An 18,820-nucleotide genomic window follows, 5' to 3' on the forward strand; every position below is an offset into this window, starting at 1 on the left:
CCGCACCGTGCGAACGATGCGGCACCGGGTCGATGGAACGACTACTTCCCGCCCTGATTCGCCACTGCGGCCGCGCCGGCGGCGGCGGCTTCGGGGTCCAGGTATTCGGCCGGCTTCACCGGGCGCAGGTTCTCGTCGAGTTCGTAGCGCAGGGGGATGCCGGTGGGGATGTTGAGGCCGGAGATGTCCTCGTCGGAGATGCCGTCGAGGTGCTTCACCAGGGCGCGCAGGGAGTTGCCGTGGGCGGCGACCAGGACGGTCTTGCCGGTCTTCAACTCGGGGGCGATGGTGTTCTCCCAGTACGGGATCATGCGGGCGACAACGTCTTTGAGGCATTCGGTCTTGGGGACCTCGATGCCCGCGTAGCGGGGGTCGCCTTCCTGGCTGTACTCGTTGTCGTCGGCGATGGGCGGGGGCGGGGTGTCGTAGCTGCGCCGCCACAGCATGAACTGGTCCTGGCCGTACTGTTCGCGGACCTGCTCCTTGTTCTTGCCCTGCAGGTCGCCGTAGTGGCGTTCGTTGAGGCGCCAGTCGCGGATGACGGGGATCCAGAGGCGATCGGCCGCGTCGAGCGCGTTGTTGGCGGTGCTGATCGCGCGGCGCAGCAGCGAGGTGTAGACGATGTCGGGCAGCACGTCGTGCTCGGCGAGCAGCTCGCCTGCCCGCTTGCCCTCGGCGATGCCCTTGTCGGTCAGGTGCACATCCACCCAGCCGGTGAACAAGTTGAGGGCATTCCATTCGCTCTCGCCGTGGCGCAGCAGCACGAGGGTGTAGGTCATGAGGTCATTCTGGCATTTCACCCGCGCCCGGCCCACGCCACCTCGTCGATGGCGAGCACGCCCGCACCGACCAGCGTGGCGCCCTCGGGCAGGGTGGAGAGGGAAACGTCGAGAGCGTCGATGAATTCGAGCCCGGCGTGCCGGTCGACAGCGGCGCGCAACGGTCCCCACAGCGGTTCGCCGGAGTCGGCGAAGCCGCCGCCGATCACCACGCGGTCCACGTCGAGCAGGGCCGCGGCCGAACAGACGGCCCGGCCGAGCGCGGTCCCGGCCCGTGCCATCGCGGCGACGGCAACGGGCTCGCCGTCGTGGGCGGCCCGCGCGAGTTCGATCCCCGTCGCCCCGGTCCAGCCCTGCGCACGAGCCCAGCGCACGGTCGACATCCCACCGGCAACCGCTTCAACACAACCGAAACCGCCGCAGGCACAGGGCGTTTCATCACCGGGCACGATGATGTGGCCGATGTGGCCCGCATTGCCCGTTCGCCCCCGTAGCACCCGCCCGTCGGCGAGCACCCCGCCGCCGACCCCCGAAGACACCGTCAACGCCAACCCGTTGTCGAGCCCGCGCAACCCACCGACCCGGTGTTCGGCGAGTACGAGGCACGCGCCGTCGATCGCGAACCGCACGGCCGCACCGGGGAACACCGAGCGCACCCGCTCGACGATGGGGAACCCGTCGCGCCACCGGGGAAAGTTCAGCGGTCGCGTCACCCCGGCGGGCACGTCGACGGGCCCGGCCGACCCGATGCCGACCGCGTGAACCTCGTTGTCCCCCGCCACAGCGCACAGTAACTCCCGACACACCGCCCACGGATCGTCGACGGCCACGGCCGCGCGCCGCACCGAATGCACCGTGTAGTCCGGATCAACTACTCCTACAGCGAATTTCGTCGCTCCGATGTCGAGCGCGAGGACGACCATCGCCCACTCCTGTCTGTTCGGCCCGTACGGGGGTTGATCAGCCACGACCCGGTGGGCGATGTGAACGCTCACAAAAATGTGGCGGTGGACACTTTGACTAGTGGTTGCTCCACACCGCCGGTTTTCGTTGGATACTTCGTCCGGGTCGGGTGATTCCGTTGGGCTGCGTTACTGATGATGAAGGAAAGTTGTGTCGAAATTAGTAGTACTGGTGTTGAGCCTGCTCTCGGTAGGCCTCCTCGCCGCTCCCGCGGCTGCGAACCCGCTGTATCCGACGCCCGACCCTGACCCGTTCTTCACCGCACCGACCGACATCGCCGAGCTGGCTCCCGGCGACGTGGTCCGTACTCGCCGCATCGACACGATGCTCTACCCCGGCACCGAGGGCTGGCAGATCGCGTTCCGCTCGACCAACTCGGCGGGCAACGCGATCATGGGCGTCACCACGGTCTTCATGCCGATCGGGGTGAAGAGCCCGCCGCTGGTCTCCTACCAGGCGCTGATCAACTCCATCGGCACCCGGTGCAACCCGTCGAAGTCGCTGTTCAACGGTGAATTGCAAGACGCACCGGGCGCGATGCTGCCGATCGGTCGCGGCTGGGCGGTTTCGGTGCCCGACTACCTCGGCCCGACCGTCGCCTACGGTGCGGCGCGGATGAGCGGCATGGTGACCCTCGACAGCGTGCGGGCGGTGCAGAAGGTCACCGAACTGGGCCTCGGCGGCTCGCCGGTGGCGCTGGCCGGGTACTCCGGTGGCGGCATGGCCACCGCGTGGGCCGGTGCGCTGCAGCCGGAGTACGCGCCCGAACTGAAGCTGGCCGCGGTGGTCGCCGGTGGTATCCCGAGCGACCTCGAATTGATGGCCGACGCCCTCGGTTTCGCACCGCACCCCGGTTTCGGCCTGGCCTTCGCGGCCGCCATGGGCATCGAGCGCGAGTACCCGGATCGAGTGCCGGTGTCGGATCAGCTCAACGAGACCGGCCTGTGGTTCCGCGAGTTCACCAAGGACGCCTGCCGTCGCTTCCTGCTCTTCCACGGCATCTTCCGCAACGCCGAGCAGATGGCCGCGTCGAAGGAACTGCTGTCGAGCCAGGTGGCGCGTGGTGTGCTGCGCGAGAACAGCATCGTGCACTACGAGGGTGCGCCGACCGCGCCGACCTACATCTGGCAGGGCCGCTACGACACCCTCACCCCGTACGGCCCGGTGGCCGACACCGTGTCGCACTGGTGCGGTGCGGGCGCGCCCGTGAAGCTGGCGACCTACGACATCGCCGAGCACATGACCGCGGCCGTGGCCGGTTTCGTCGACGCGTGGAGCTACGTGGAGTCCCGCTTCCGTGACGAACCGGTGCCGACCACCTGCTGAGAACCCGAACGCGGGTGCCGCACAACGGCACCCGCGTTTCTCATACCTTGTCGGCCTCGTCGATGAGATGTTCGAAGGCGCGCAGGTTCTTCAGCGATTCCCCGCGCGAGACGCGCCACTTCCATTCCTTGCGAATGGATTCCGCGAAGCCAAGCTCGAGCAGCATGTTGAAGTCGGTGTCGACGGCCTCGAGGACCTGACCGAAGATGCGGTCGAGTTCGTCGGCGGTCACCGACTCGGTCGACATGCGACCGACCAGGTAGATGTCGCCCACATTGTCGAGGGTGTAGGCCACACCGTAGAGGCGGCGGTTGCGGCGCAGCAGGTACTTGTAGACGCCTTCGAAGTTCTCGTCGGGCTTGCGGCAGACGAACGATTCGATTCGCACACCGTGCTTGCCGACGGTGAGCATCACGGTGGTCTTGAGCTTGCGCTCGCCGGGCAGCACCACGATGAAGGTGTCGTCACCGTGGCGGGTGTATTCGATCTCCCGGTCGCGCAGCGTCTCGTCGATCACCTGCGATACGGCGCTCACCTGAGTACTCCTGTCCGGCGCCGCCACAGCGCCCGCGATCTGGCTTGGCTTGTCTCACCCGCGCGCAGGGCGATCGGGTTACGTTCCACGCGCATACCCGCGATCGCGGCGGCGTAACTGTCGAGCAGTCCTTCGGCGGTGTGCGCCCAGGAGAACCGGCTCGCGTGCTCGACCGCCGTGGCGGCCATGCGGCCGAGGCGGTCGGGGTCGTCGAGCAGGGCGGCCAGGGCGTCGGCCCAGTCGCCGGTGCGGTGGCTCGGCACGAGCAGACCCGATTCACCGTGCCGCACAGCGGTTCCCAGGCCGCCCACGTCGGCGGCGAGCACGGGGGTGCCGCTGGCCTGCGCCTCGATGGCGACCAGACCGAACGACTCGTTGTAGCTGGGGACGGCGACCACGTCGGCCGCGCGGTACACCTGCACGAGGCGATCGGCGGGTTGCGGCGGCAGGAAGGTGACCTGCTCGGCGATGCCGAGGTCGGCGGCCAGTTCGATCAGGGCGTCGGGGCGGGCCAGGCCGGTGCCGGAGGGTCCGCCGACGATCAATACGCGCAGCGCGCGGCGCGGGTCGCGAGCCAGCAGCTCGGCGGCCGCGCGGACCAGCACATCGGGGGCCTTGAGCGGCTGGATCCGGCCGACGAACGCGACGACCTGTTCGTCGGCGCGCAATCCGAGTTCGGCGCGGGCGGCGAGTTTGTCGCCGGGCCGGTAGCGGCCCAGGTCGGCGCCCGGGGGGACCACATCGATGCGGTCGCGGTCGGCGCCGTAGAGGTCCACCAGCTGACCGGCTTCGTCGGCGGTGTTGGCGACCAGCCGGTCGGCCTCGGCGATCACCTGCTTCTCCCCGATCACCCGCGTCTCGGGTTCGGGGGTGTCGCCCTCGGCGAGCGCGAGGTTCTTCACCGCGGCCAGCGTGTGCGCGGTGTGTACCAGCGGCACCCGCCACCGGTCGCGGGCGAGCCAGCCGACCTGACCGGAGAGCCAGTAGTGCGAGTGCACGAGGTCGTAGTGGCCGGGCAGGTGCCGAGCCTCCTGGCGCAGCACCTCGGCGGTGAAGGGGCACAACTGGGTGGGCAGTTCGTGCTTGTCGAGCCCTTCGAACGGTCCGGCGACGACGTGGCGCACGAGCACACCGGGTGCGGCCTCGGCGACCGGCGGCAGGTCCGAGGAGGTGGCCCGGGTGAAGATCTCCACCTCGGTGCCCCTGGCGGCCAGTTCGAGCGCGGTCTGCAACACATAGACATTCATGCCCCCGGCATCACCGGTGCCGGGTTGGGCCAGCGGGGAGGTATGCACCGACAGCACCGCGATGCGGCGGGGCCGAAGTTCAAGACGTCGCTGACTCACACCTTCCAGTGTGCACGCCGCGACGCCACCGATAACATCCCTACCGGGATCGGTGACGGCCATCACAGGCGTGCGGTGAGTGAGCTCACGCACCGATCGTCATCGAGCGTGCCCGATCCGGGCGGCACGCGCCAGCGCTTTTCGGCCGTCGCGTTCAGCGGTTGAGCGCGGACTCGAACTGCGGCCACGAGGTGTGCAGATCCTCCTCCCAGTAGCCCCACGAGTGGGTGCCGGTGGGCCGCAGGTTGACGGTGGCCGGGATGCCGAGCGACTGGAACCGGTCGCGCAGCTGACGGGTGCACTGGTGGGTGACCGCTTCGAGCGTGGCGCCGAAGGCCAGCTGGTAGGCGAGCTGCAGGGGGTCCGGCTGGACGGCCGGGTTGTCGTACGGGCCGGGAAGGCCGGTGCCGGAGGAGATGTAGACCTCGGTGCCGCGCAGGGATTCGGCGTGCAGGTACGGGTCGTGGGCCGACCAGGCCGGGTCGGTGGGCGGGCCCCACATGTTGGCCGCGTTGCCCATCCGGCTGCCGACGACGGTGCGCACGATCGCCTGCCCGCGCAGGTCGCTGGTGCGCACGCACCCGCTGTAGGAGCCGATCGCCCGGTAGAGGCCGGGTTCGGCGAGGGCGAGCTGGAACACCGAGGTGCCTGCCATCGAGAGCCCGGCGATCGCGTTGGCGCCGGTGCCCCCGAATTCGGCGTCGATCAGGGGCGGCAGTTCCTTGGTGAGGAAGGTCGCCCAGCGCTGCTTGCCCAGCACCGGGTCGTCGCTGCGCCAGTCGGCGAAATAGCTGCCCGCACCGCCGAAGGGGATCACCACGTTCACCTGTTTGTCGCGGAAGAACGACACCACATCGGTGCGGTCGAGCCAGTTGCCGTCGGCGCCGCCACCCACACCGTTGAGCAGGTACAACGTCGGCGCGGGTTCGGACGGGTCGGCGGCGCGCAGCACCCGCACCCGGTTGACGTTGTCCATGGCGGGTGAGTACACGCCGATATCGATGGTCTGATCGGCTTCCACGCGCCGATCGTCGATCCGTGCCTGCTCGATCGGCTCGGAAATCCCCTGGCCCGCCGCCGTTGCGGTGGCGAGCATCGCGGCCAGCGCCGCGAGGACGATCCGAACCCCCAACGCCCGACAAGACATCATCGAACTCCGATCGCCGAATCCTGTTCCTGATTCGTGATTCAACGACATATCCGAACGCTACACACGCTTTCGGGAAATCATTGTGACGATCCCCAGAAGATTTTCCGTGAAACTGTGCGGATAGTTCGCTACAGGAACGATCGCAATCACGGGCTTATCACGCCCGTGCAATGCTACTTGACGACCAGCGCCCTACCTGCGGAAACAGTGGACGAGTGACCCGATACGAAGCGCTCGCGATGGACATCGACTATGCCGGAATCAACCTCATTACAGCCTAAAAATAGACCCTCCGGATTGGTTCCGGGCACAGTCCGACAATGCCCCGTGACGCCGCGCCGCAATTCAGTCCAGCGCGTCGACGAACTCACTCACCTCGGCGACGAACCGGGCCCGATCCTCGATGAACAGCCCGTGCTGGGCGTCTTCCCAGAACGAACCGCGCGCGCCCGGCACGTTGTCGACGATGTAGCGCCCGTTGTCGGCGGGCACCACCGGGTCCGCGGTGCCGTGCAGCACGAGTACCGGGATATCAAGGGCGCGAAGGGTTTCGGTGTTGTCGATGGTGCGGTAGAACAGCGCCTTGCGCACCGAGGGCGCGGTCGCGAGACTGCCGCCGAACAACCGCTGCGCGTCGACACCCTTGTCCTCCCCCGGTCCGGTGTTCGCATTGCCGAACACCGCGAACGCGCGCACCGCACGCCCGGCCGACTCCTCGAAGACACCGGGGATCGCCTTGTCCATCGCGGGCCCGGTCGCCGCACCCGGCACACCGGGACCGATGTGGGCCAGCGAACCGGTGTAGATCGCGGCCGCGACGGCGCCGGTGCCGTAGGTGGCGAGGTAGTCGGTGGCGACGATGCCGCCGTAGGACCAGCCGAGCAGCACCGCACCGGAGTCGATGCCCTCGGCGGCCAGCACCGCGGCCACGTCGGCGGCCCAGGCCTTCGGGTCGTCGTACACGCCGGGGTCGTCGGAGTAGCCGTGCCCGCGCAGGTCGACCGCGATCACCCGGTAGCGCTGCGCGAGGTCGTCGGCGGCGGCGCCCCAGCAGCGCAGGTTGCCCGCCCAGCCGTGCAGCAGCACCAGCGGCCTGCCCGTCTCCGGACCGGTGACCCGGTAGACGATCGTCGTTCCATCGGCGCTGACAGCATCACGAATACCCATGCCGACAGGCTAACGCCGGTATCGCTCACCGTGATCGGAGCCGTGGCGGCGGCGAAACGGCGGCGAATAGGATCGACAGTCATGAGTACTCGCACCGCCGTCGTCACCGGAGCCAGCTCGGGCATCGGGGAAGCCACCGCACGGGAACTGGCCAAGCAGGGGTATCACGTCTACGTGGGGGCCCGCCGGTTCGACCGGGTGCAGCGGCTGGCCGAGGAGATCGGCGGCACCGCACTGGAACTCGACGTCACCGCCGAGGAGTCGGTGCGCGCGTTCACCGACGCGGTGGATCGGGTCGACGTGCTGGTCAACAACGCGGGCGGCGCGAAGGGACTCGCGCCCGTGCTCGAGGCCGACCTCGACGACTGGCGCTGGATGTGGGAGACGAACGTGCTCGGCACCCTGCGCGTCACCAAGGCGCTGCTGCCCAAGCTCATCGCTTCCGGCGACGGCCTGATCGTCACCGTCACCTCGATCGCGGCCATGCACGCCTACGACAACGGCGCGGGTTACACCTCGGCCAAGCACGCCCAAGGGGTGCTGCACCGGACCCTGCGCGGGGAACTGCTCGGTCAGCCGGTGCGGCTCACCGAGATCGCGCCCGGCGCGGTGGAGACCGAGTTCTCCCTCGTCCGCTTCGACGGTGACGCCGAGCGGGCGGCCAAGGTCTACGAGGGCATCGATCCGCTCTACGCCGAGGACATCGCCCAGATCGTCGCCTTCGCCGCGAGCAGGCCGGCGCACGTCAACCTGGACACGATCGTGGTGAAGCCGCGCGATCAGGAAGGGCCCGGCCGCTTCTCGCGTCGTTCCGCGAACTGAAACCGCAGGTCGTGAGCCTGACCACAGATTGTTGCTGACAATTCGCTGAGCGAATGGCCAGTCATTACCATCTCTGCGATGGGCAGAATCAAGTCGGTATTCGACGGTTTCAAGAACTTCCTGATGCGCGGCAACGTCATCGACCTCGCGGTCGCCGTGGTGATGGGTACCGCGTTCACCGCGGTGGTCACCTCGGTCACCAAGGGCTTCGTGAACCCGCTGCTCGCGGTGTTCGGCTCGACCAATGAACTCGGCCTCGGCGTGCAGCTCATCGCCGACAAGCCGGCCACGTTCATCGCGGTCGGCCCGATCATCACCGCGTTCATCGACTTCATGATGGTCGCCGCGGTGCTCTACTTCGTGCTGATGGTCCCGATGAAGTCGCTGAAGAACAAATTCGGCACCACCAAGGAAGCCGAGCCGACCGAGACCGAACTGCTCATCGAGATCCGCGATCTGCTGGCCAAGCAGCAGGGTCTCGACGCCAAGCAGGTCGAGGCCCTGAGCACCGAACAGGCCGTCAAGGAAGAGTCCTAGTCGCCGACCCGGGTTGCCGGGGCCATGTCGTAGGCGGCCTGAACCGCCTCGCTGCGCTCGGTCGCGCCGGGGGTGTGTTGGGAGCGCTCCCAGAGCGCGTCCATCTGCTCACGCTGGTCGCTCTCGATCTCGACGGGCAATACGTTGCGGTATCGGGTGTTCCGACCGGTGAGCACGTCGAGCGTCGTCTCGATCACCGGTTCCGGATCGTACTGGGCATGCGGGAACGCGAGACGGGCATAGTCGAACACCCGTTCGGCGGGATTGTCCCGCCAGGACTTCCAGGTCTCGAACATGGTGTCGTTGAACCCGGTGAGGAACGGTCCGGGGTTGATCGTGGCCACCACGATGCCGAATTCGGCGAGTTCCTGGTGCAGGGCGTCGGCGAAGGCTTCCACCGCGTGCTTGGAACCGGAGTAGGCGCCGGTGAACGGGTCGGTCGTCAACCCCGCCACCGAGGACATGAACACGATCGTGCCGTTGCGGCGCTCGACCATCGCGCGGGCGAAGCCCTGGGTGAGCAGGATCGGCCCGAAGACGTTGACCTCGAACTGGCGACGCAACTGATCGGCGGGCAGGTCCACGACCGCGCCGCCTTCGGCGATGCCCGCGTTGTTGAGCAGGACATCGACGTCCCATCCCCAGGCCTTCTCGCGATCACCGGGGTCGGTGACGTCGAGTTTCTCCACGCGCAACGCGACGCCGCGCTCGGCCGCCGCGGCCCGGACCGCAGCGATCTGGGCATCGATCTCGACGCCCGCGATCACCTCGAACTCCTGGCTGCGCTCGGCCGCGCGCAGCGCGATCTCCTTGCCGAATCCGGTGCCCGCGCCGGTGATGAGAACGGTCTTGGTCATGCCGGGGCTCTACCCGGACAGGCACGGACCGAAACAGCTACAGCGCGATACCGACCGTCACCGGTTCCGGTTCGAGCACGATGCCGAACCGTTCGCGCACACCGTCGCGGACCGTGCGGGCCAGGTCGACGATGTCGGCCGCGCGAGCCGCGCCCCGATTGGTCAGGGCGAGTGTGTGTTTGGTCGACAGCCGCGCGGGCGCGTGCTCGCCGGGGAAGCCCTTGGCGAAACCGGCGCGTTCGATGAGCCAGCCTGCCGAGAACTTGGTGCCCGAGGGGGCCGGGTAGGTCGGGACGCTCACCTCGCCGAGGTGGGCGGTGATCGCGGCCAGCACCTGGTCGAGGCGGTCGTCGCCGACGACGGGGTTGGTGAAGAACGAACCCGCGCTCCAGGTGTCGTGGTCGGCGGGGTCGAGCACCATGCCCTTGCCCGCGCGCAGGCGAAGCACCTCGGCGCGCACCTGGGCGGCGGGCCGGGTCTCGCCTTCGCTCGCGCCGAGCACACGGGCCAGTTCGCCGTAGCGCAACGGTGCGCTGGTTCCGGTGGGGTCGAGCCGGAATTCGACGGCGAGCACCACGGCGGCGTCGCTGTGCTTGAGCACGCTGGTGCGATAACCGAATCCGAGCTCGGCCGGTTCCGCCCAGCGGACCTCGCCGCTCACCCGATCGAGCAGCCGCACCCGGCGCAGCAGCGACTCCACCTCCACGCCGTAGGCGCCGACGTTCTGCACCGGCGTTGCCCCGACCGAACCAGGGATACCCGAGAGGCATTCGAGCCCACCGAACCCGGCCGCCACCGAAGCCGCGACGAGCTCGTCCCAGTTCGCGCCCGCCTCCGCGAGCACCGAGTCGGTCCCGAACTCGACTCCGGTGTTGCGCACCCGAACGACCACACCGTCGAAACCGGCGTCGTCGATGAGCAGGTTCGACCCGCCCGCGACGAGCAGCACCGCCACACCGGCATCGTCCAGCGCTCGCACCGTGGCGACGAGCGAGGACGTGCTGTCGCATTCGGCGACCAGCGCGGGACCGCCGACGCGCAGCGTCGTCAGTTCCGACAGCGGCACCGCCGAGCGCACCACCGCACCGGTCTCGGCCAGCAGGTCACGCAGCTGTTCGGGGGACACCACCCGTGTTGTTCGCACGTCAGAAGACGGTACCGTGTCGCACATGGCTACACCTCTGGCGTTCACGGCCGGTTATACGCATTCCATCGACGCGGTGCGCGCCGCGTACTCCGATGAGCAGTACTGGAAGGCCCGCATCGCCGAGGTCGGCGGCCCGAATGCCCGCCTGGACTCGCTGACGGTCGACGGCGACCAGGTCCGCATCCAGCTGGTGCAGTCCATCCCCGCCGACCAGCTCCCGCCCGCCATCACCGCCGTGCGCCCCGGCGACCTGGTGATCCCCCGCGTCGAGCACTACACCGGCACCTCGGGCACCTTCGAAGCCCACGTCGACGGCGCCCCGGCCACCGTCCGCGGCACGGTGACCCTCACCCCGACCGCCACCGGTTGCGAAGGCTCGGTCACCGGCACCATCGAGGTGAAGATCCCCCTCTTCGGCGGCAAGATCGAAGCCGCCATCGCCGAACGCCTCACCGAACTGCTGAGCAACGAGGCCACCTTCACCGAACAGTGGTTGAGCAAGTAGCAGCCTTCCCGACCCCGGCAGACCCGACCTGACGAGGGTTCGTCGCGAAGCGGCGGTTCGCGGCCGTCCCGGCGGGGCCGCGAACCTCGAGCGCGCCAGCGATCCAACGACGCAGTAACGTGTTCGGGCATGGCACGTCGACTGGACTACTCCGCCCGTTACCCCCTGCACACCACTGAAGAGCTGTACGCAGCCCTGCAGAGCAGGGATTACTGGGAAGCCCGCGTCGAGGAGATGCGCAAGTACTCGCCGCACAACGAAGTCGTCAGCCATGAGGTGACCGACGACGGCATCGATATCGTGCTCGCGCATACCCTGCCGCGCGAGATGCTCCCGGAGATCGCGCAGACCGTCATGCGCAAGGACATGGTCATCACCCGCAAGGAGAGCTGGGGGCCGTTCGACCACGACGAGACCGAGGGCAAGTTCTCCGCCTCCATCCCGGCGGGTCCGGGCAGCCTCAACGGCACCATCCGCCTGTTCCCCACCGAGACCGGCGCGACCATGCGCTTCTCCCCCGTCGCCAAGGTGTTCATCCCCATGGTCGGCCCGCGCCTGGAACAGCTGATGCTGGTGAATCTCGTCGACCTGTTCCGCGCGGAGCAGGAGGAAACCCTGCGCTGGCTGGAGACGGCCGCCAAGAACCCGGTCTGATCCTCGTCCCATGACCGGCACGAGGAGGACGGTGCCGGTCGGCACCATCACGCGCGGCACCACCGGCGTCAACCGGTTGCGCCGCAGCGATCGCTGGCTGGTCAACGACGACCTGGTGAGCACCCGCCTGCGCGAGGCCGTCGACCCGCTGGTGGTCGACCTCGGCTACGGCGCGGCGGGCTGGACGACGATCGAACTGGCCGCGCGCCTGCGCACCGTTCGCCCCGATCTGCGTGTGGTGGGCCTCGAGATCGACCCCGCCCGGGTGCTGCCTCCGCGCGACGGTGTGCGTTTCGCCCGCGGCGGCTTCGAGTTGGCCGGTCTGCGCCCGGTGCTGGTCCGCGCCTTCAATGTGCTGCGCCAGTATCCGGAGGACGCGGTCCCGGCCGCATGGTCGCGGATCCAGTCGAATCTGGCACCCGAGGGCCTGCTCGTGGACGGCACCTGCGACGAACTCGGCCGCCGCAGCGCCTGGGTGCTCCTCGACCGGCACCGCCCCCTCTCGCTCACCCTCGCGTGGGATCCGTTCACCGTCGAGCGCCCGTCCGACATCGCCGAGCGACTGCCGAAGGTGTTGATCCACCGCAATGTTCGCGGCGAGAAGGTGCACGCCCTGCTCACCGCCGCCGATCAGGCCTGGGAGCGCAGTGCCGCGCTCGCACCCTTCGGCCCGCGTATCCGCTGGCGGGGCACGGCCGAGTTGTTGCGCGCCAACGGGTTCCCGGTGCGCGCCTACAACCGGCGGATGCGTGATTGTGTGCTGTCGGTGCCGTGGGATGTCGTCGCACCGAACGGGTGGCATGCGGGCGAGTAGTCTCGCCGGAAGACCTCAGACCGCGAGCAGTGCCCGGCGAATCCGCCCAGCTGCGCGGGGAGCCAATTGCTCCGCACCCCAACGTATCTCGTCGACGTCACACCGGTGGATGGCCACCGCGTCGGTAACCACCTCGTTCAGCGCCGACTGCGCGATCTCGGTTTCGGCCAGGTCGAGCACTGTCCGCGCCGGTGTGGTCACCAGGAACGATCCCGCCGATTCCGTCGCCGCCCCGGTGAGCTTGCGCCGGGTGAGCACCAGCCGTGGCGTCACCGGTGGCCGCCCCGCCGACACCGACAGGTGCAGAAACCGTGGCCGCAACCGTCCGAGCCCGTGCAGTTCGGCCGCGCTCTGATACGACACCACGGCGGCACCGTCGAACCAGGCCGCCCACATCGCGTACTCGTCGAGTGGGCCGGGCCGCCATTGCGTCAGCCGCAGCATCCCGACTCCCGACCTGGTCACCGACCCGTCGGCCAGCGCGGCCCGCACCCGCAGCTCACAACCGGTGCGCAGGACCTGCCTGGTGGTGAAGAATCCCGCGTGTCGTCCGGCGAGGCGCCGCAGCACCCGCCACCGGTGTTCGGTGGTCCCCGCCATCCGGCGCGCTCCCTCGCCAGCCATCCAGCCATGCTACGCCGCACGACGTGGTACAGATCACAAATCGAAAGAAGGCCTTCATGGCCTCCTCAGAGCGGACACAGAAAAATCCGGAAGAATCGACTGTCATGAGCACCAAGACACCCCAACGCCCGAAGGTCCGTCGGCGCACGCTGGTGATCGCGTTGGCCGTGGTCGCCGTGCTCCTCGTCGGCACCATCGTCGCGACCGAAGCGTATGCCCGCCACCAGATCTCGCGCTGCATCAGCAGCCAGTTCGAGCAGGAGATGGGCTCGAGCATCGACGTGAGTTTCGGTCCGAAACCGATGCTCATCACCTATCTCGACGGCAAGGTCGGGTCGATGAGCATCGACAGCGAGGACAACAAGTTCGGCCCGGCCGTGGGCATGGTCGTGCACGCGAGATTCGAGGACATCGAACTCACCGATCGTGGGCGCGGCGGCGCGACCGTCGGCAGCTCCAGCGCAGAGGTGACCTGGAACAACGACGGCATCCGCCAGACCCTCGGCACCATGGTGAGCGGGGTGAGCTCCTCGGCGAGCAGCGACGTGCTCACCCTCGACGTGCTCGGCGGCCTGGCCCAGCTGCAGGTGCAGCCGATGGTCCGCGACGGCAATGTGGAGGTGGAGACCAAGTCCGCGCAGCTGCTCGGCATCGGCCTGCCCACCGACCTGGTGCAGGGCATCGTCGAGACCTTCACCCAGAGCCTGCAGAGCTACCCGCTCGGCCTGCGCGCCCAGAAGGTGGACGTCACCGATGACGGTGTGGTCGTTCACCTTTCGGGCGGGCGCACCGTCCTGGAGAGCTCCGGGCGCAGCGACGCCGAGCTGCGCTGCTGATCAGTCCGGGAAGCCGTCGAGCACGACCGCCGACTTCGACAGCCCGAGCCGGGTGGCGCCCGCCTCGATCATCGCCGCCGCGTCTTCCGCGGTCCTGATCCCGCCACTGGCCTTGACGCCGAGCCTGCCGCCGACGGTGTCGGCCATCAACCGCACCGCGTGCACGCTGGCCCCACCGGCGGGATGAAAACCGGTGGAGGTCTTCACGAAATCGGCACCGGCCTTCTCGGCGGCCCGGCAGGCGCCGACGATCGCCTCGTCGGTGAGCGCGGCCGATTCGATGATGACCTTCAGCACGGCCCGGTCCTCGACCGCCTCGCGCACGGTGATGATGTCGGTGAGCACCGCCGCGAAATCACCGGCCACCGCGGCACCCACGTCGATCACCATGTCCACCTCGGCCGCGCCGCTGTCGACGGCCAGGCGCGCCTCGGCACCCTTGATCAGCGAATGATGTTTGCCCGAAGGGAATCCCGCGACGGTGGCGACCACCAGCCCCGGTGCGCGCACCGGAAGCATCGACGGCGAAACGCAGATCGCGTACACGCCGAGTTTGCGGGCCTCGGCGATCAGGTCGTTCACCTGGTCTTGGGTCGCTTCGGGAGCGAGCAGGGTGTGATCGATCATGGCGGCCACGTCGGCCCGGGTCAGCGACGTCATGGGAGCGAGTCTGGCATATCGGCACAGAACTCCATTGCGCACGCGTACCCCTATCCGGGAGACTTGGACCGTGTTGATTCGTCGCGAGACCCCTGCGGACGCCGCGGCGATCGCCGCGATCCATCGTGCCGCCTTCGCCCCGCACTATTCGGGCGATCCAGCCGTCACCGAACCACCGGAGCCCGCGCTGGTCGACGCCCTACGCGCCGACGAATCCTGGATGCCGACACTGTCGCTGGTCGCGCTGGCCTACGACACCGTGGTCGGGCACATCTGCCTCACCAGAGCGGGCATCGGCCCGTTCCCGGTGCTGGCCCTCGGTCCGCTCGGCGTCGACCCGGATCATCAGAAGACCGGCGTCGGTTCGGCCCTGGTGCACGCGGCCCTCGGCGCCGCCGACGCCCTCGACGAATCGGTGGTCGGCCTCGTCGGCGATCCCGACTACTACTCGCGCTTCGGTTTCGTGCCGGGCGCGCGCCGCGGCATCGTCCCCGACCAGGCCGACTGGGCCGAATACTTCCAGGTCCGGCCGTTGGCGGCCTACGACCCGGCGGTCACCGGCGAATTCCGCTATCCGGCGCCGTTCTACGACCTGTAGGCCTACTCGAACACCACGGTGCGCCGACCGTGCACCAGCACCCGGCCCTCGAGATGCCAGCGCAGGCCCCGGGCGAGCACCACCCGCTCGATATCGCGACCCTGGCGGACCATGTCGGGCACATCGTCGGCGTGATCCACGCGGATCACGTCCTGCTCGATGATCGGGCCCGCGTCCAGCTCGGCGGTCACGTAGTGACAGGTCGCCCCGATCAGCTTCACGCCACGGTCGTAGGCCTGGTGGTAGGGGCGGGCGCCGACGAACGACGGCAGGAAGCTGTGGTGGATGTTGATCGCCCGGCCCGCCCAGTGCTCGCACAGCGAGGCGGGCAACACCTGCATGAACCGGGCGAGGACCACCGCGTGCGGGTCGTGCACGTCGACCAGTTCGCGCACCTGCTCGAACGCCGGTCCGCGCTCGGCGGGGTCTTTCGGGAACGGCACGTGATGGAACTTCACCCCGTGCGCCTCGGTCATCGCGGCCAGGTCGGGGTGGTTACCGATGACGGCCTCGATGGTGGCGGGCAGCTCACCGGCCCCCGCGCGACCGAGCAGGTCGTGCAGGCAGTGCCCGTCCTTGCTCACCAGCAGCACCACCCGGCGGCGGGCACCGGTGTCGTGCAGCTGCCAGTCGGTCTCGGGACCGAACTCCGCGGCCACCCGCGCGAACCGGGTGCGCAGCTCGTCGATGCCGAACGGCACCGTCGAGGCCTTCACCGCCTGCCGGGTGAAGAACCAGCCGATGTCACCGTCGGAGTGATAGCCGGCCTCCACGATCGACCCGCCGAAATCGGCGATGAACGAGGAGATCGCGGCGATGATGCCGGGCCGGTCGGGGCAGCCGAGCGTCAACACGAACCGACGGTCGTCCGAGGTCACAGGGGCAGAACTCATCCCCTCATCCTCGCAGGCCCTCAGGCAGAGGCGCGTGCGGGCTCGCGGACGGCGGCGAGTACCTCGCGCAGCTCACGGTTGAACAGGTCGTAGCGCTCCACATTGCCCAGGTGGCCGGTGGGCAGCACCGCGAACTTCGCCAGCGTGCCCGCCTTGCTCAGCAGTTCGGCGAGCCGTTCGGCGTGAATGGCCGGGGTCATGTCGTCGCGGTCGCCGGCGAGCACGGTGGTCGGCACGGTGAAGTTGGTCGCGGCGTCGCCCAGGTGCAGCGCGGCCAACAGCAGGCCGTAGCGCGAGCGGGTCATCATCGGGCAACCACGTACCACCGACAGGGCGTAGCTCAGTTTCTCCGGCGTGGTGTCCAGGGTCATCACCTGGCGGGCGAAGATCCAGCGCACCGGCGCGATCGGCGGGAACACCACCGGGGTGCCGAGGATGAGCTTGCCGAGCCAGTCGGGCGAGGGCAGGGCCCGGCCGCGCAGCAACCGCAGCGGCTTGTTCAGGCCGGGAACCATGGTCGACACCTCGACGAGCGAGTGCGCGCCGGTGTTGGTGAGCAGCACGGCGGCGGCCTGCTCGGCGACTCGTTCGGGGTAGCGGCCCGCCCAGGCGATGAGCGTCATCCCGCCCATGCTGTGGCCGACGAGCACCGCGCGCTGGCCGGGCAGCAGGGCCGCGTCGAGCACGTCGCACAGGTCGTCGGCGAGCAGGTCGGTGCTGGGGCGCGCGTAGCCGTTGGTGCTCTCACCGTGGCCGCGCTGGTCGTAGGCGATCACGCGGTACTCGCCGGCGAAGGCGTTGATCTGGGCGTTCCAGTACTCGATGGAACAGGTCCAGCCGTGGGCGAACACGATGACGGGTGCGTCGACCGGGCCGTAGGCGTGCACGCGCAGGCGGGCGCCGTCGGCGGTGACCACGGGGATCACCTCGTGCGGGACGCTCGGCGGATCGAAGGCCGCCACGCCGTGGGTCCGGGTCCGCAGATCGGCCCGGTGGGCGGCAAGTCCGGCCTTGATCCTGGTGGTCACGGTATCGACCAGGTCGTTCACGGTCGCGGGCAGCATTGCGCGCATCGACACACTCCTTTGTGTTACTCATAGAAACAGTAACACCGGGAGCGCTCGACCGCGAGGGTCCGGCGACGATTTACCAGCGCGGCCCGCGCTGCACCTCGTCGACTTTCGGCCGCACATCGGCCAGATACACACCGGTCGCGATGATCGCGATGAACGAGGTGAGCATGCCGAACCCGCTGATCCCCAGCAGCAGGAACACCAGCGCACCCGCCAGGATCGCCAGCCAGATCGGCTTGGTCATCTTGTCGACGGCCGTAAACGCGTCCGGCCGCTGACGCACGGCATGGATCAGCGCGAACACCGTCGCACCGAAGGCTGCCAGCCACAGGACCAGCAAAATCATCCCCGTCACTCCATGCACCACATTCACTCCCCCATCATACGAACAGCGGCCCCGCACACCAGGGGTGCGCGGGGCCGCTGTCGGCGGTGAGGGTTACACCTTCTTGGGTGCGGCCTTCTTCGCGGGGGCCTTCTTGGCCGGCGCCTTCTTGGCGGCCGGAGCCTTGGCCGGGGCGGCCTCGTCGGTCACGGCGACGACCTCGGCCTCGACCACAGCGGCGGCCTCGGCGGCAGCGGCCTGCGCCTCTTCCTTGCCACGGCCCAGCAGGTCGGTGACCTTGGCGAGAGCTTCCTCGGCGCGGGCGGAGGCATCCTTGTACAGGGACTCGACGCGACCGATCTGCTCGTCGACGGCCTCGTTGGCGCGCAGCCGCTCGACGGTCTCCTCACCGCGCACGGCGAGGTCGGCGTAGATGTCGAGAGCCTGGCGGTAGTACTGCTCGGCCAGCTTGCGCAGCTCCTCGGGGGTGAACTTCTCGCGCAGCTCGGCGAGGTCCTCGGGCAGCTCCGAGGGCAGGCCGGCGAGGCGCTCACGGATGGTGTCGAACTGGGCCTGCACGTCGGCGGGCACGTTGGCGATGCGCTCGCGGGCCTCTTCGACACGGGCCTTGGCATCGGTGGTGGCGACGCGCTCGCGGACGTCGGCGACAACCTCGTTCACGGCGGTGTAGATGGCGTCACCGGCGCCGACGGTGGCGAACAGCGGCTTGGTCACGGTAGCGGTCTTCTCGGTCATCAGTCTTCGCTCTCCTGGTGTGGCGGAGTGTCAATTGTCGTGAACGAAACGTCGCTGTCCCGTTCGTTCCCCCCTGAGCCGGTTTCTTCCCCGTTTTCCCGGCGAAACGACTCATAGATTTCCAGCAACACCTGTTTCTGCCGTTCGGTCACCGAAGTGTCGGCCAGCAGGGCGTCCCGGACCGGGCTGTGCGGGCGCTGTTCCAAATATCCGGCCCGCACATACAACACCTCCGAAGAAACCCGCAGTGCCTTGGCGATCTGCGCGAGTACTTCGGCGGAGGGGTTACGTAATCCGCGTTCGATCTGGCTCAGGTACGGATTACTCACCCCCGCCAGGGCGGCGAGTTGACGCAGGGACACCTGCGCTGCTTCGCGCTGGGACCTGATGAACCCTCCGATATCTTGAGCCGCATGGACGACTCGGTTCTCGGGCTGGTCTGCCATCACTCAC

23 protein-coding genes are annotated in these 18,820 nt (G+C 68.6%); 8 read left to right on the plus strand and 15 right to left on the minus strand.

All coding sequences use genetic code 11. The annotated features are described in order from the left end of the window. Positions 1–41: 41 nt before the first annotated feature. Together ACWEVR_RS08340 and ACWEVR_RS08345 are read right to left on the minus strand one after the other, a co-directional pair. Complete coding sequence (locus ACWEVR_RS08340) at positions 42–779, minus strand: phosphoglyceromutase (protein WP_452466340.1); 738 nt, start codon at positions 777–779, stop codon at positions 42–44. A gap of 17 nt (positions 780–796) precedes the next feature. After that, positions 797–1,702: an ROK family protein gene (locus ACWEVR_RS08345; protein ID WP_452466341.1), complete on the minus strand. Its 906-nt coding sequence runs from the start codon at positions 1,700–1,702 to the stop codon at positions 797–799. Between the two features lie 190 nt (positions 1,703–1,892). Between ACWEVR_RS08345 and ACWEVR_RS08350 the strand changes: the two genes are divergently transcribed. Continuing rightward, positions 1,893–3,068, plus strand: coding sequence for a lipase family protein (locus ACWEVR_RS08350; protein WP_452466342.1), 1,176 nt, complete (start codon positions 1,893–1,895; stop codon positions 3,066–3,068). Positions 3,069–3,108: 40 nt separating this feature from the next. On the opposite strand, the gene ACWEVR_RS08355 is transcribed toward ACWEVR_RS08350, so the two are convergent. The 4 genes from ACWEVR_RS08355 to ACWEVR_RS08370 all read right to left on the minus strand — a co-directional run bounded on the left by ACWEVR_RS08355 (position 3,109) and on the right by ACWEVR_RS08370 (position 7,266). Then, positions 3,109–3,603: a type III secretion system chaperone family protein gene (locus ACWEVR_RS08355; RefSeq protein ID WP_225278482.1), complete on the minus strand. Its 495-nt coding sequence runs from the start codon at positions 3,601–3,603 to the stop codon at positions 3,109–3,111. After that, the gene (mshA, locus tag ACWEVR_RS08360; protein ID WP_452466528.1) at positions 3,600–4,958 is read right to left on the minus strand and encodes a D-inositol-3-phosphate glycosyltransferase; all 1,359 of its coding nucleotides are present in this window, start codon (positions 4,956–4,958) and stop codon (positions 3,600–3,602) included. Before mshA ends, ACWEVR_RS08355 begins: the two co-directional genes overlap by 4 nt. A gap of 145 nt (positions 4,959–5,103) precedes the next feature. Next, the gene (locus ACWEVR_RS08365) at positions 5,104–6,099 is read right to left on the minus strand and encodes an alpha/beta hydrolase (protein WP_452466343.1); all 996 of its coding nucleotides are present in this window, start codon (positions 6,097–6,099) and stop codon (positions 5,104–5,106) included. 345 nt (positions 6,100–6,444) lie between these two features. Continuing rightward, positions 6,445–7,266: an alpha/beta fold hydrolase gene (locus tag ACWEVR_RS08370; protein WP_452466344.1), complete on the minus strand. Its 822-nt coding sequence runs from the start codon at positions 7,264–7,266 to the stop codon at positions 6,445–6,447. 81 nt (positions 7,267–7,347) lie between these two features. Between ACWEVR_RS08370 and ACWEVR_RS08375 the strand changes: the two genes are divergently transcribed. Then, complete coding sequence (locus ACWEVR_RS08375) at positions 7,348–8,088, plus strand: SDR family NAD(P)-dependent oxidoreductase (RefSeq protein ID WP_452466345.1); 741 nt, start codon at positions 7,348–7,350, stop codon at positions 8,086–8,088. A gap of 78 nt (positions 8,089–8,166) precedes the next feature. Beyond that, entirely contained in the window at positions 8,167–8,625 is a 459-nt protein-coding gene (mscL, locus tag ACWEVR_RS08380; protein WP_452466346.1) for a large conductance mechanosensitive channel protein MscL, read from the plus strand. On the opposite strand, the gene ACWEVR_RS08385 is transcribed toward mscL, so the two are convergent. Together ACWEVR_RS08385 and ACWEVR_RS08390 are read right to left on the minus strand one after the other, a co-directional pair. Next, complete coding sequence (locus ACWEVR_RS08385) at positions 8,622–9,482, minus strand: SDR family oxidoreductase (protein ID WP_452466347.1); 861 nt, start codon at positions 9,480–9,482, stop codon at positions 8,622–8,624. The genes mscL and ACWEVR_RS08385 overlap by 4 nt on opposite strands. Positions 9,483–9,519: 37 nt before the next feature. Next, positions 9,520–10,653: a UDP-N-acetylmuramate dehydrogenase gene (locus ACWEVR_RS08390; RefSeq protein WP_452466348.1), complete on the minus strand. Its 1,134-nt coding sequence runs from the start codon at positions 10,651–10,653 to the stop codon at positions 9,520–9,522. On the opposite strand from ACWEVR_RS08390, the gene ACWEVR_RS08395 reads away from it, so the two are divergent. The 3 genes from ACWEVR_RS08395 to ACWEVR_RS08405 all read left to right on the plus strand — a co-directional run bounded on the left by ACWEVR_RS08395 (position 10,652) and on the right by ACWEVR_RS08405 (position 12,602). After that, positions 10,652–11,134, plus strand: a complete 483-nt coding sequence (locus ACWEVR_RS08395) for a DUF2505 domain-containing protein (protein ID WP_452466349.1) — start codon at positions 10,652–10,654, stop codon at positions 11,132–11,134. The two genes, ACWEVR_RS08390 and ACWEVR_RS08395, sit on opposite strands and share 2 nt — an antisense overlap. Before the next feature lie 129 nt (positions 11,135–11,263). Next, a complete protein-coding gene (locus ACWEVR_RS08400) occupies positions 11,264–11,788 on the plus strand; it encodes a DUF2505 domain-containing protein (RefSeq protein WP_067484831.1) in 525 nt (174 codons plus the stop codon). Positions 11,789–11,798: 10 nt separating this feature from the next. After that, positions 11,799–12,602, plus strand: coding sequence for a class I SAM-dependent methyltransferase (locus ACWEVR_RS08405; protein WP_452466350.1), 804 nt, complete (start codon positions 11,799–11,801; stop codon positions 12,600–12,602). 15 nt (positions 12,603–12,617) lie between these two features. On the opposite strand, the gene ACWEVR_RS08410 is transcribed toward ACWEVR_RS08405, so the two are convergent. Then, the gene (locus ACWEVR_RS08410; protein ID WP_452466351.1) at positions 12,618–13,226 is read right to left on the minus strand and encodes a hypothetical protein; all 609 of its coding nucleotides are present in this window, start codon (positions 13,224–13,226) and stop codon (positions 12,618–12,620) included. A 104-nt stretch (positions 13,227–13,330) separates the two neighbouring features. On the opposite strand from ACWEVR_RS08410, the gene ACWEVR_RS08415 reads away from it, so the two are divergent. Beyond that, positions 13,331–14,062, plus strand: a complete 732-nt coding sequence (locus tag ACWEVR_RS08415; RefSeq protein WP_452466352.1) for an LmeA family phospholipid-binding protein — start codon at positions 13,331–13,333, stop codon at positions 14,060–14,062. Here the strand turns inward: ACWEVR_RS08415 and deoC are convergent, their stop codons facing one another. Beyond that, positions 14,063–14,722, minus strand: a complete 660-nt coding sequence (gene deoC / locus ACWEVR_RS08420) for a deoxyribose-phosphate aldolase (protein ID WP_452466353.1) — start codon at positions 14,720–14,722, stop codon at positions 14,063–14,065. Positions 14,723–14,792: 70 nt separating this feature from the next. On the opposite strand from deoC, the gene ACWEVR_RS08425 reads away from it, so the two are divergent. Beyond that, positions 14,793–15,320, plus strand: a complete 528-nt coding sequence (locus ACWEVR_RS08425; protein WP_452466354.1) for a GNAT family N-acetyltransferase — start codon at positions 14,793–14,795, stop codon at positions 15,318–15,320. Positions 15,321–15,322: 2 nt separating this feature from the next. Here the strand turns inward: ACWEVR_RS08425 and purU are convergent, their stop codons facing one another. From purU to ACWEVR_RS08450, 5 genes are all read right to left on the minus strand, one after another. After that, positions 15,323–16,213 (minus strand): formyltetrahydrofolate deformylase, encoded by an 891-nt coding sequence (gene purU, locus ACWEVR_RS08430; RefSeq protein WP_357150220.1) that lies wholly within the window; start codon positions 16,211–16,213, stop codon positions 15,323–15,325. A 20-nt stretch (positions 16,214–16,233) separates the two neighbouring features. Then, on the minus strand, positions 16,234–17,286 hold the full coding sequence (locus ACWEVR_RS08435) for an alpha/beta fold hydrolase (RefSeq protein WP_067642106.1): 1,053 nt from the start codon (positions 17,284–17,286) through the stop codon (positions 16,234–16,236). A 73-nt stretch (positions 17,287–17,359) separates the two neighbouring features. Beyond that, a complete protein-coding gene (locus tag ACWEVR_RS08440; protein ID WP_067485839.1) occupies positions 17,360–17,632 on the minus strand; it encodes a DUF2516 family protein in 273 nt (90 codons plus the stop codon). 93 nt (positions 17,633–17,725) lie between these two features. Beyond that, a complete protein-coding gene (locus ACWEVR_RS08445; RefSeq protein ID WP_067641943.1) occupies positions 17,726–18,367 on the minus strand; it encodes a heparin-binding hemagglutinin in 642 nt (213 codons plus the stop codon). Further along, a complete protein-coding gene (locus ACWEVR_RS08450; protein WP_067641944.1) occupies positions 18,367–18,813 on the minus strand; it encodes a helix-turn-helix domain-containing protein in 447 nt (148 codons plus the stop codon). The genes ACWEVR_RS08445 and ACWEVR_RS08450 overlap by 1 nt, the downstream gene beginning before the upstream one ends. Positions 18,814–18,820: the final 7 nt, after the last annotated feature.

It is taken from the genome of Nocardia sp. NPDC003979 (assembly GCF_053605015.1).

Coding starts and splice junctions, on each gene's coding strand:
- ACWEVR_RS08340 (WP_452466340.1), bottom strand. CDS start 779: ATGACCTACACCCTCGTGCTGCTGCGCCACGGCGAGAGCGAATGGAAT.
- ACWEVR_RS08345 (WP_452466341.1), bottom strand. CDS start 1,702: ATGGTCGTCCTCGCGCTCGACATCGGAGCGACGAAATTCGCTGTAGGA.
- ACWEVR_RS08365 (WP_452466343.1), bottom strand. CDS start 6,099: ATGATGTCTTGTCGGGCGTTGGGGGTTCGGATCGTCCTCGCGGCGCTG.
- ACWEVR_RS08370 (WP_452466344.1), bottom strand. CDS start 7,266: ATGGGTATTCGTGATGCTGTCAGCGCCGATGGAACGACGATCGTCTAC.
- ACWEVR_RS08375 (WP_452466345.1), top strand. CDS start 7,348: ATGAGTACTCGCACCGCCGTCGTCACCGGAGCCAGCTCGGGCATCGGG.
- mscL (WP_452466346.1), top strand. CDS start 8,167: ATGGGCAGAATCAAGTCGGTATTCGACGGTTTCAAGAACTTCCTGATG.
- ACWEVR_RS08385 (WP_452466347.1), bottom strand. CDS start 9,482: ATGACCAAGACCGTTCTCATCACCGGCGCGGGCACCGGATTCGGCAAG.
- ACWEVR_RS08395 (WP_452466349.1), top strand. CDS start 10,652: ATGGCTACACCTCTGGCGTTCACGGCCGGTTATACGCATTCCATCGAC.
- ACWEVR_RS08390 (WP_452466348.1), bottom strand. CDS start 10,653: ATGTGCGACACGGTACCGTCTTCTGACGTGCGAACAACACGGGTGGTG.
- ACWEVR_RS08400 (WP_067484831.1), top strand. CDS start 11,264: ATGGCACGTCGACTGGACTACTCCGCCCGTTACCCCCTGCACACCACT.
- ACWEVR_RS08405 (WP_452466350.1), top strand. CDS start 11,799: ATGACCGGCACGAGGAGGACGGTGCCGGTCGGCACCATCACGCGCGGC.
- ACWEVR_RS08410 (WP_452466351.1), bottom strand. CDS start 13,226: ATGGCTGGCGAGGGAGCGCGCCGGATGGCGGGGACCACCGAACACCGG.
- ACWEVR_RS08415 (WP_452466352.1), top strand. CDS start 13,331: ATGAGCACCAAGACACCCCAACGCCCGAAGGTCCGTCGGCGCACGCTG.
- deoC (WP_452466353.1), bottom strand. CDS start 14,722: ATGACGTCGCTGACCCGGGCCGACGTGGCCGCCATGATCGATCACACC.
- purU (WP_357150220.1), bottom strand. CDS start 16,213: ATGAGTTCTGCCCCTGTGACCTCGGACGACCGTCGGTTCGTGTTGACG.
- ACWEVR_RS08435 (WP_067642106.1), bottom strand. CDS start 17,286: ATGCGCGCAATGCTGCCCGCGACCGTGAACGACCTGGTCGATACCGTG.
- ACWEVR_RS08440 (WP_067485839.1), bottom strand. CDS start 17,632: ATGATTTTGCTGGTCCTGTGGCTGGCAGCCTTCGGTGCGACGGTGTTC.
- ACWEVR_RS08445 (WP_067641943.1), bottom strand. CDS start 18,367: ATGACCGAGAAGACCGCTACCGTGACCAAGCCGCTGTTCGCCACCGTC.
- ACWEVR_RS08450 (WP_067641944.1), bottom strand. CDS start 18,813: ATGGCAGACCAGCCCGAGAACCGAGTCGTCCATGCGGCTCAAGATATC.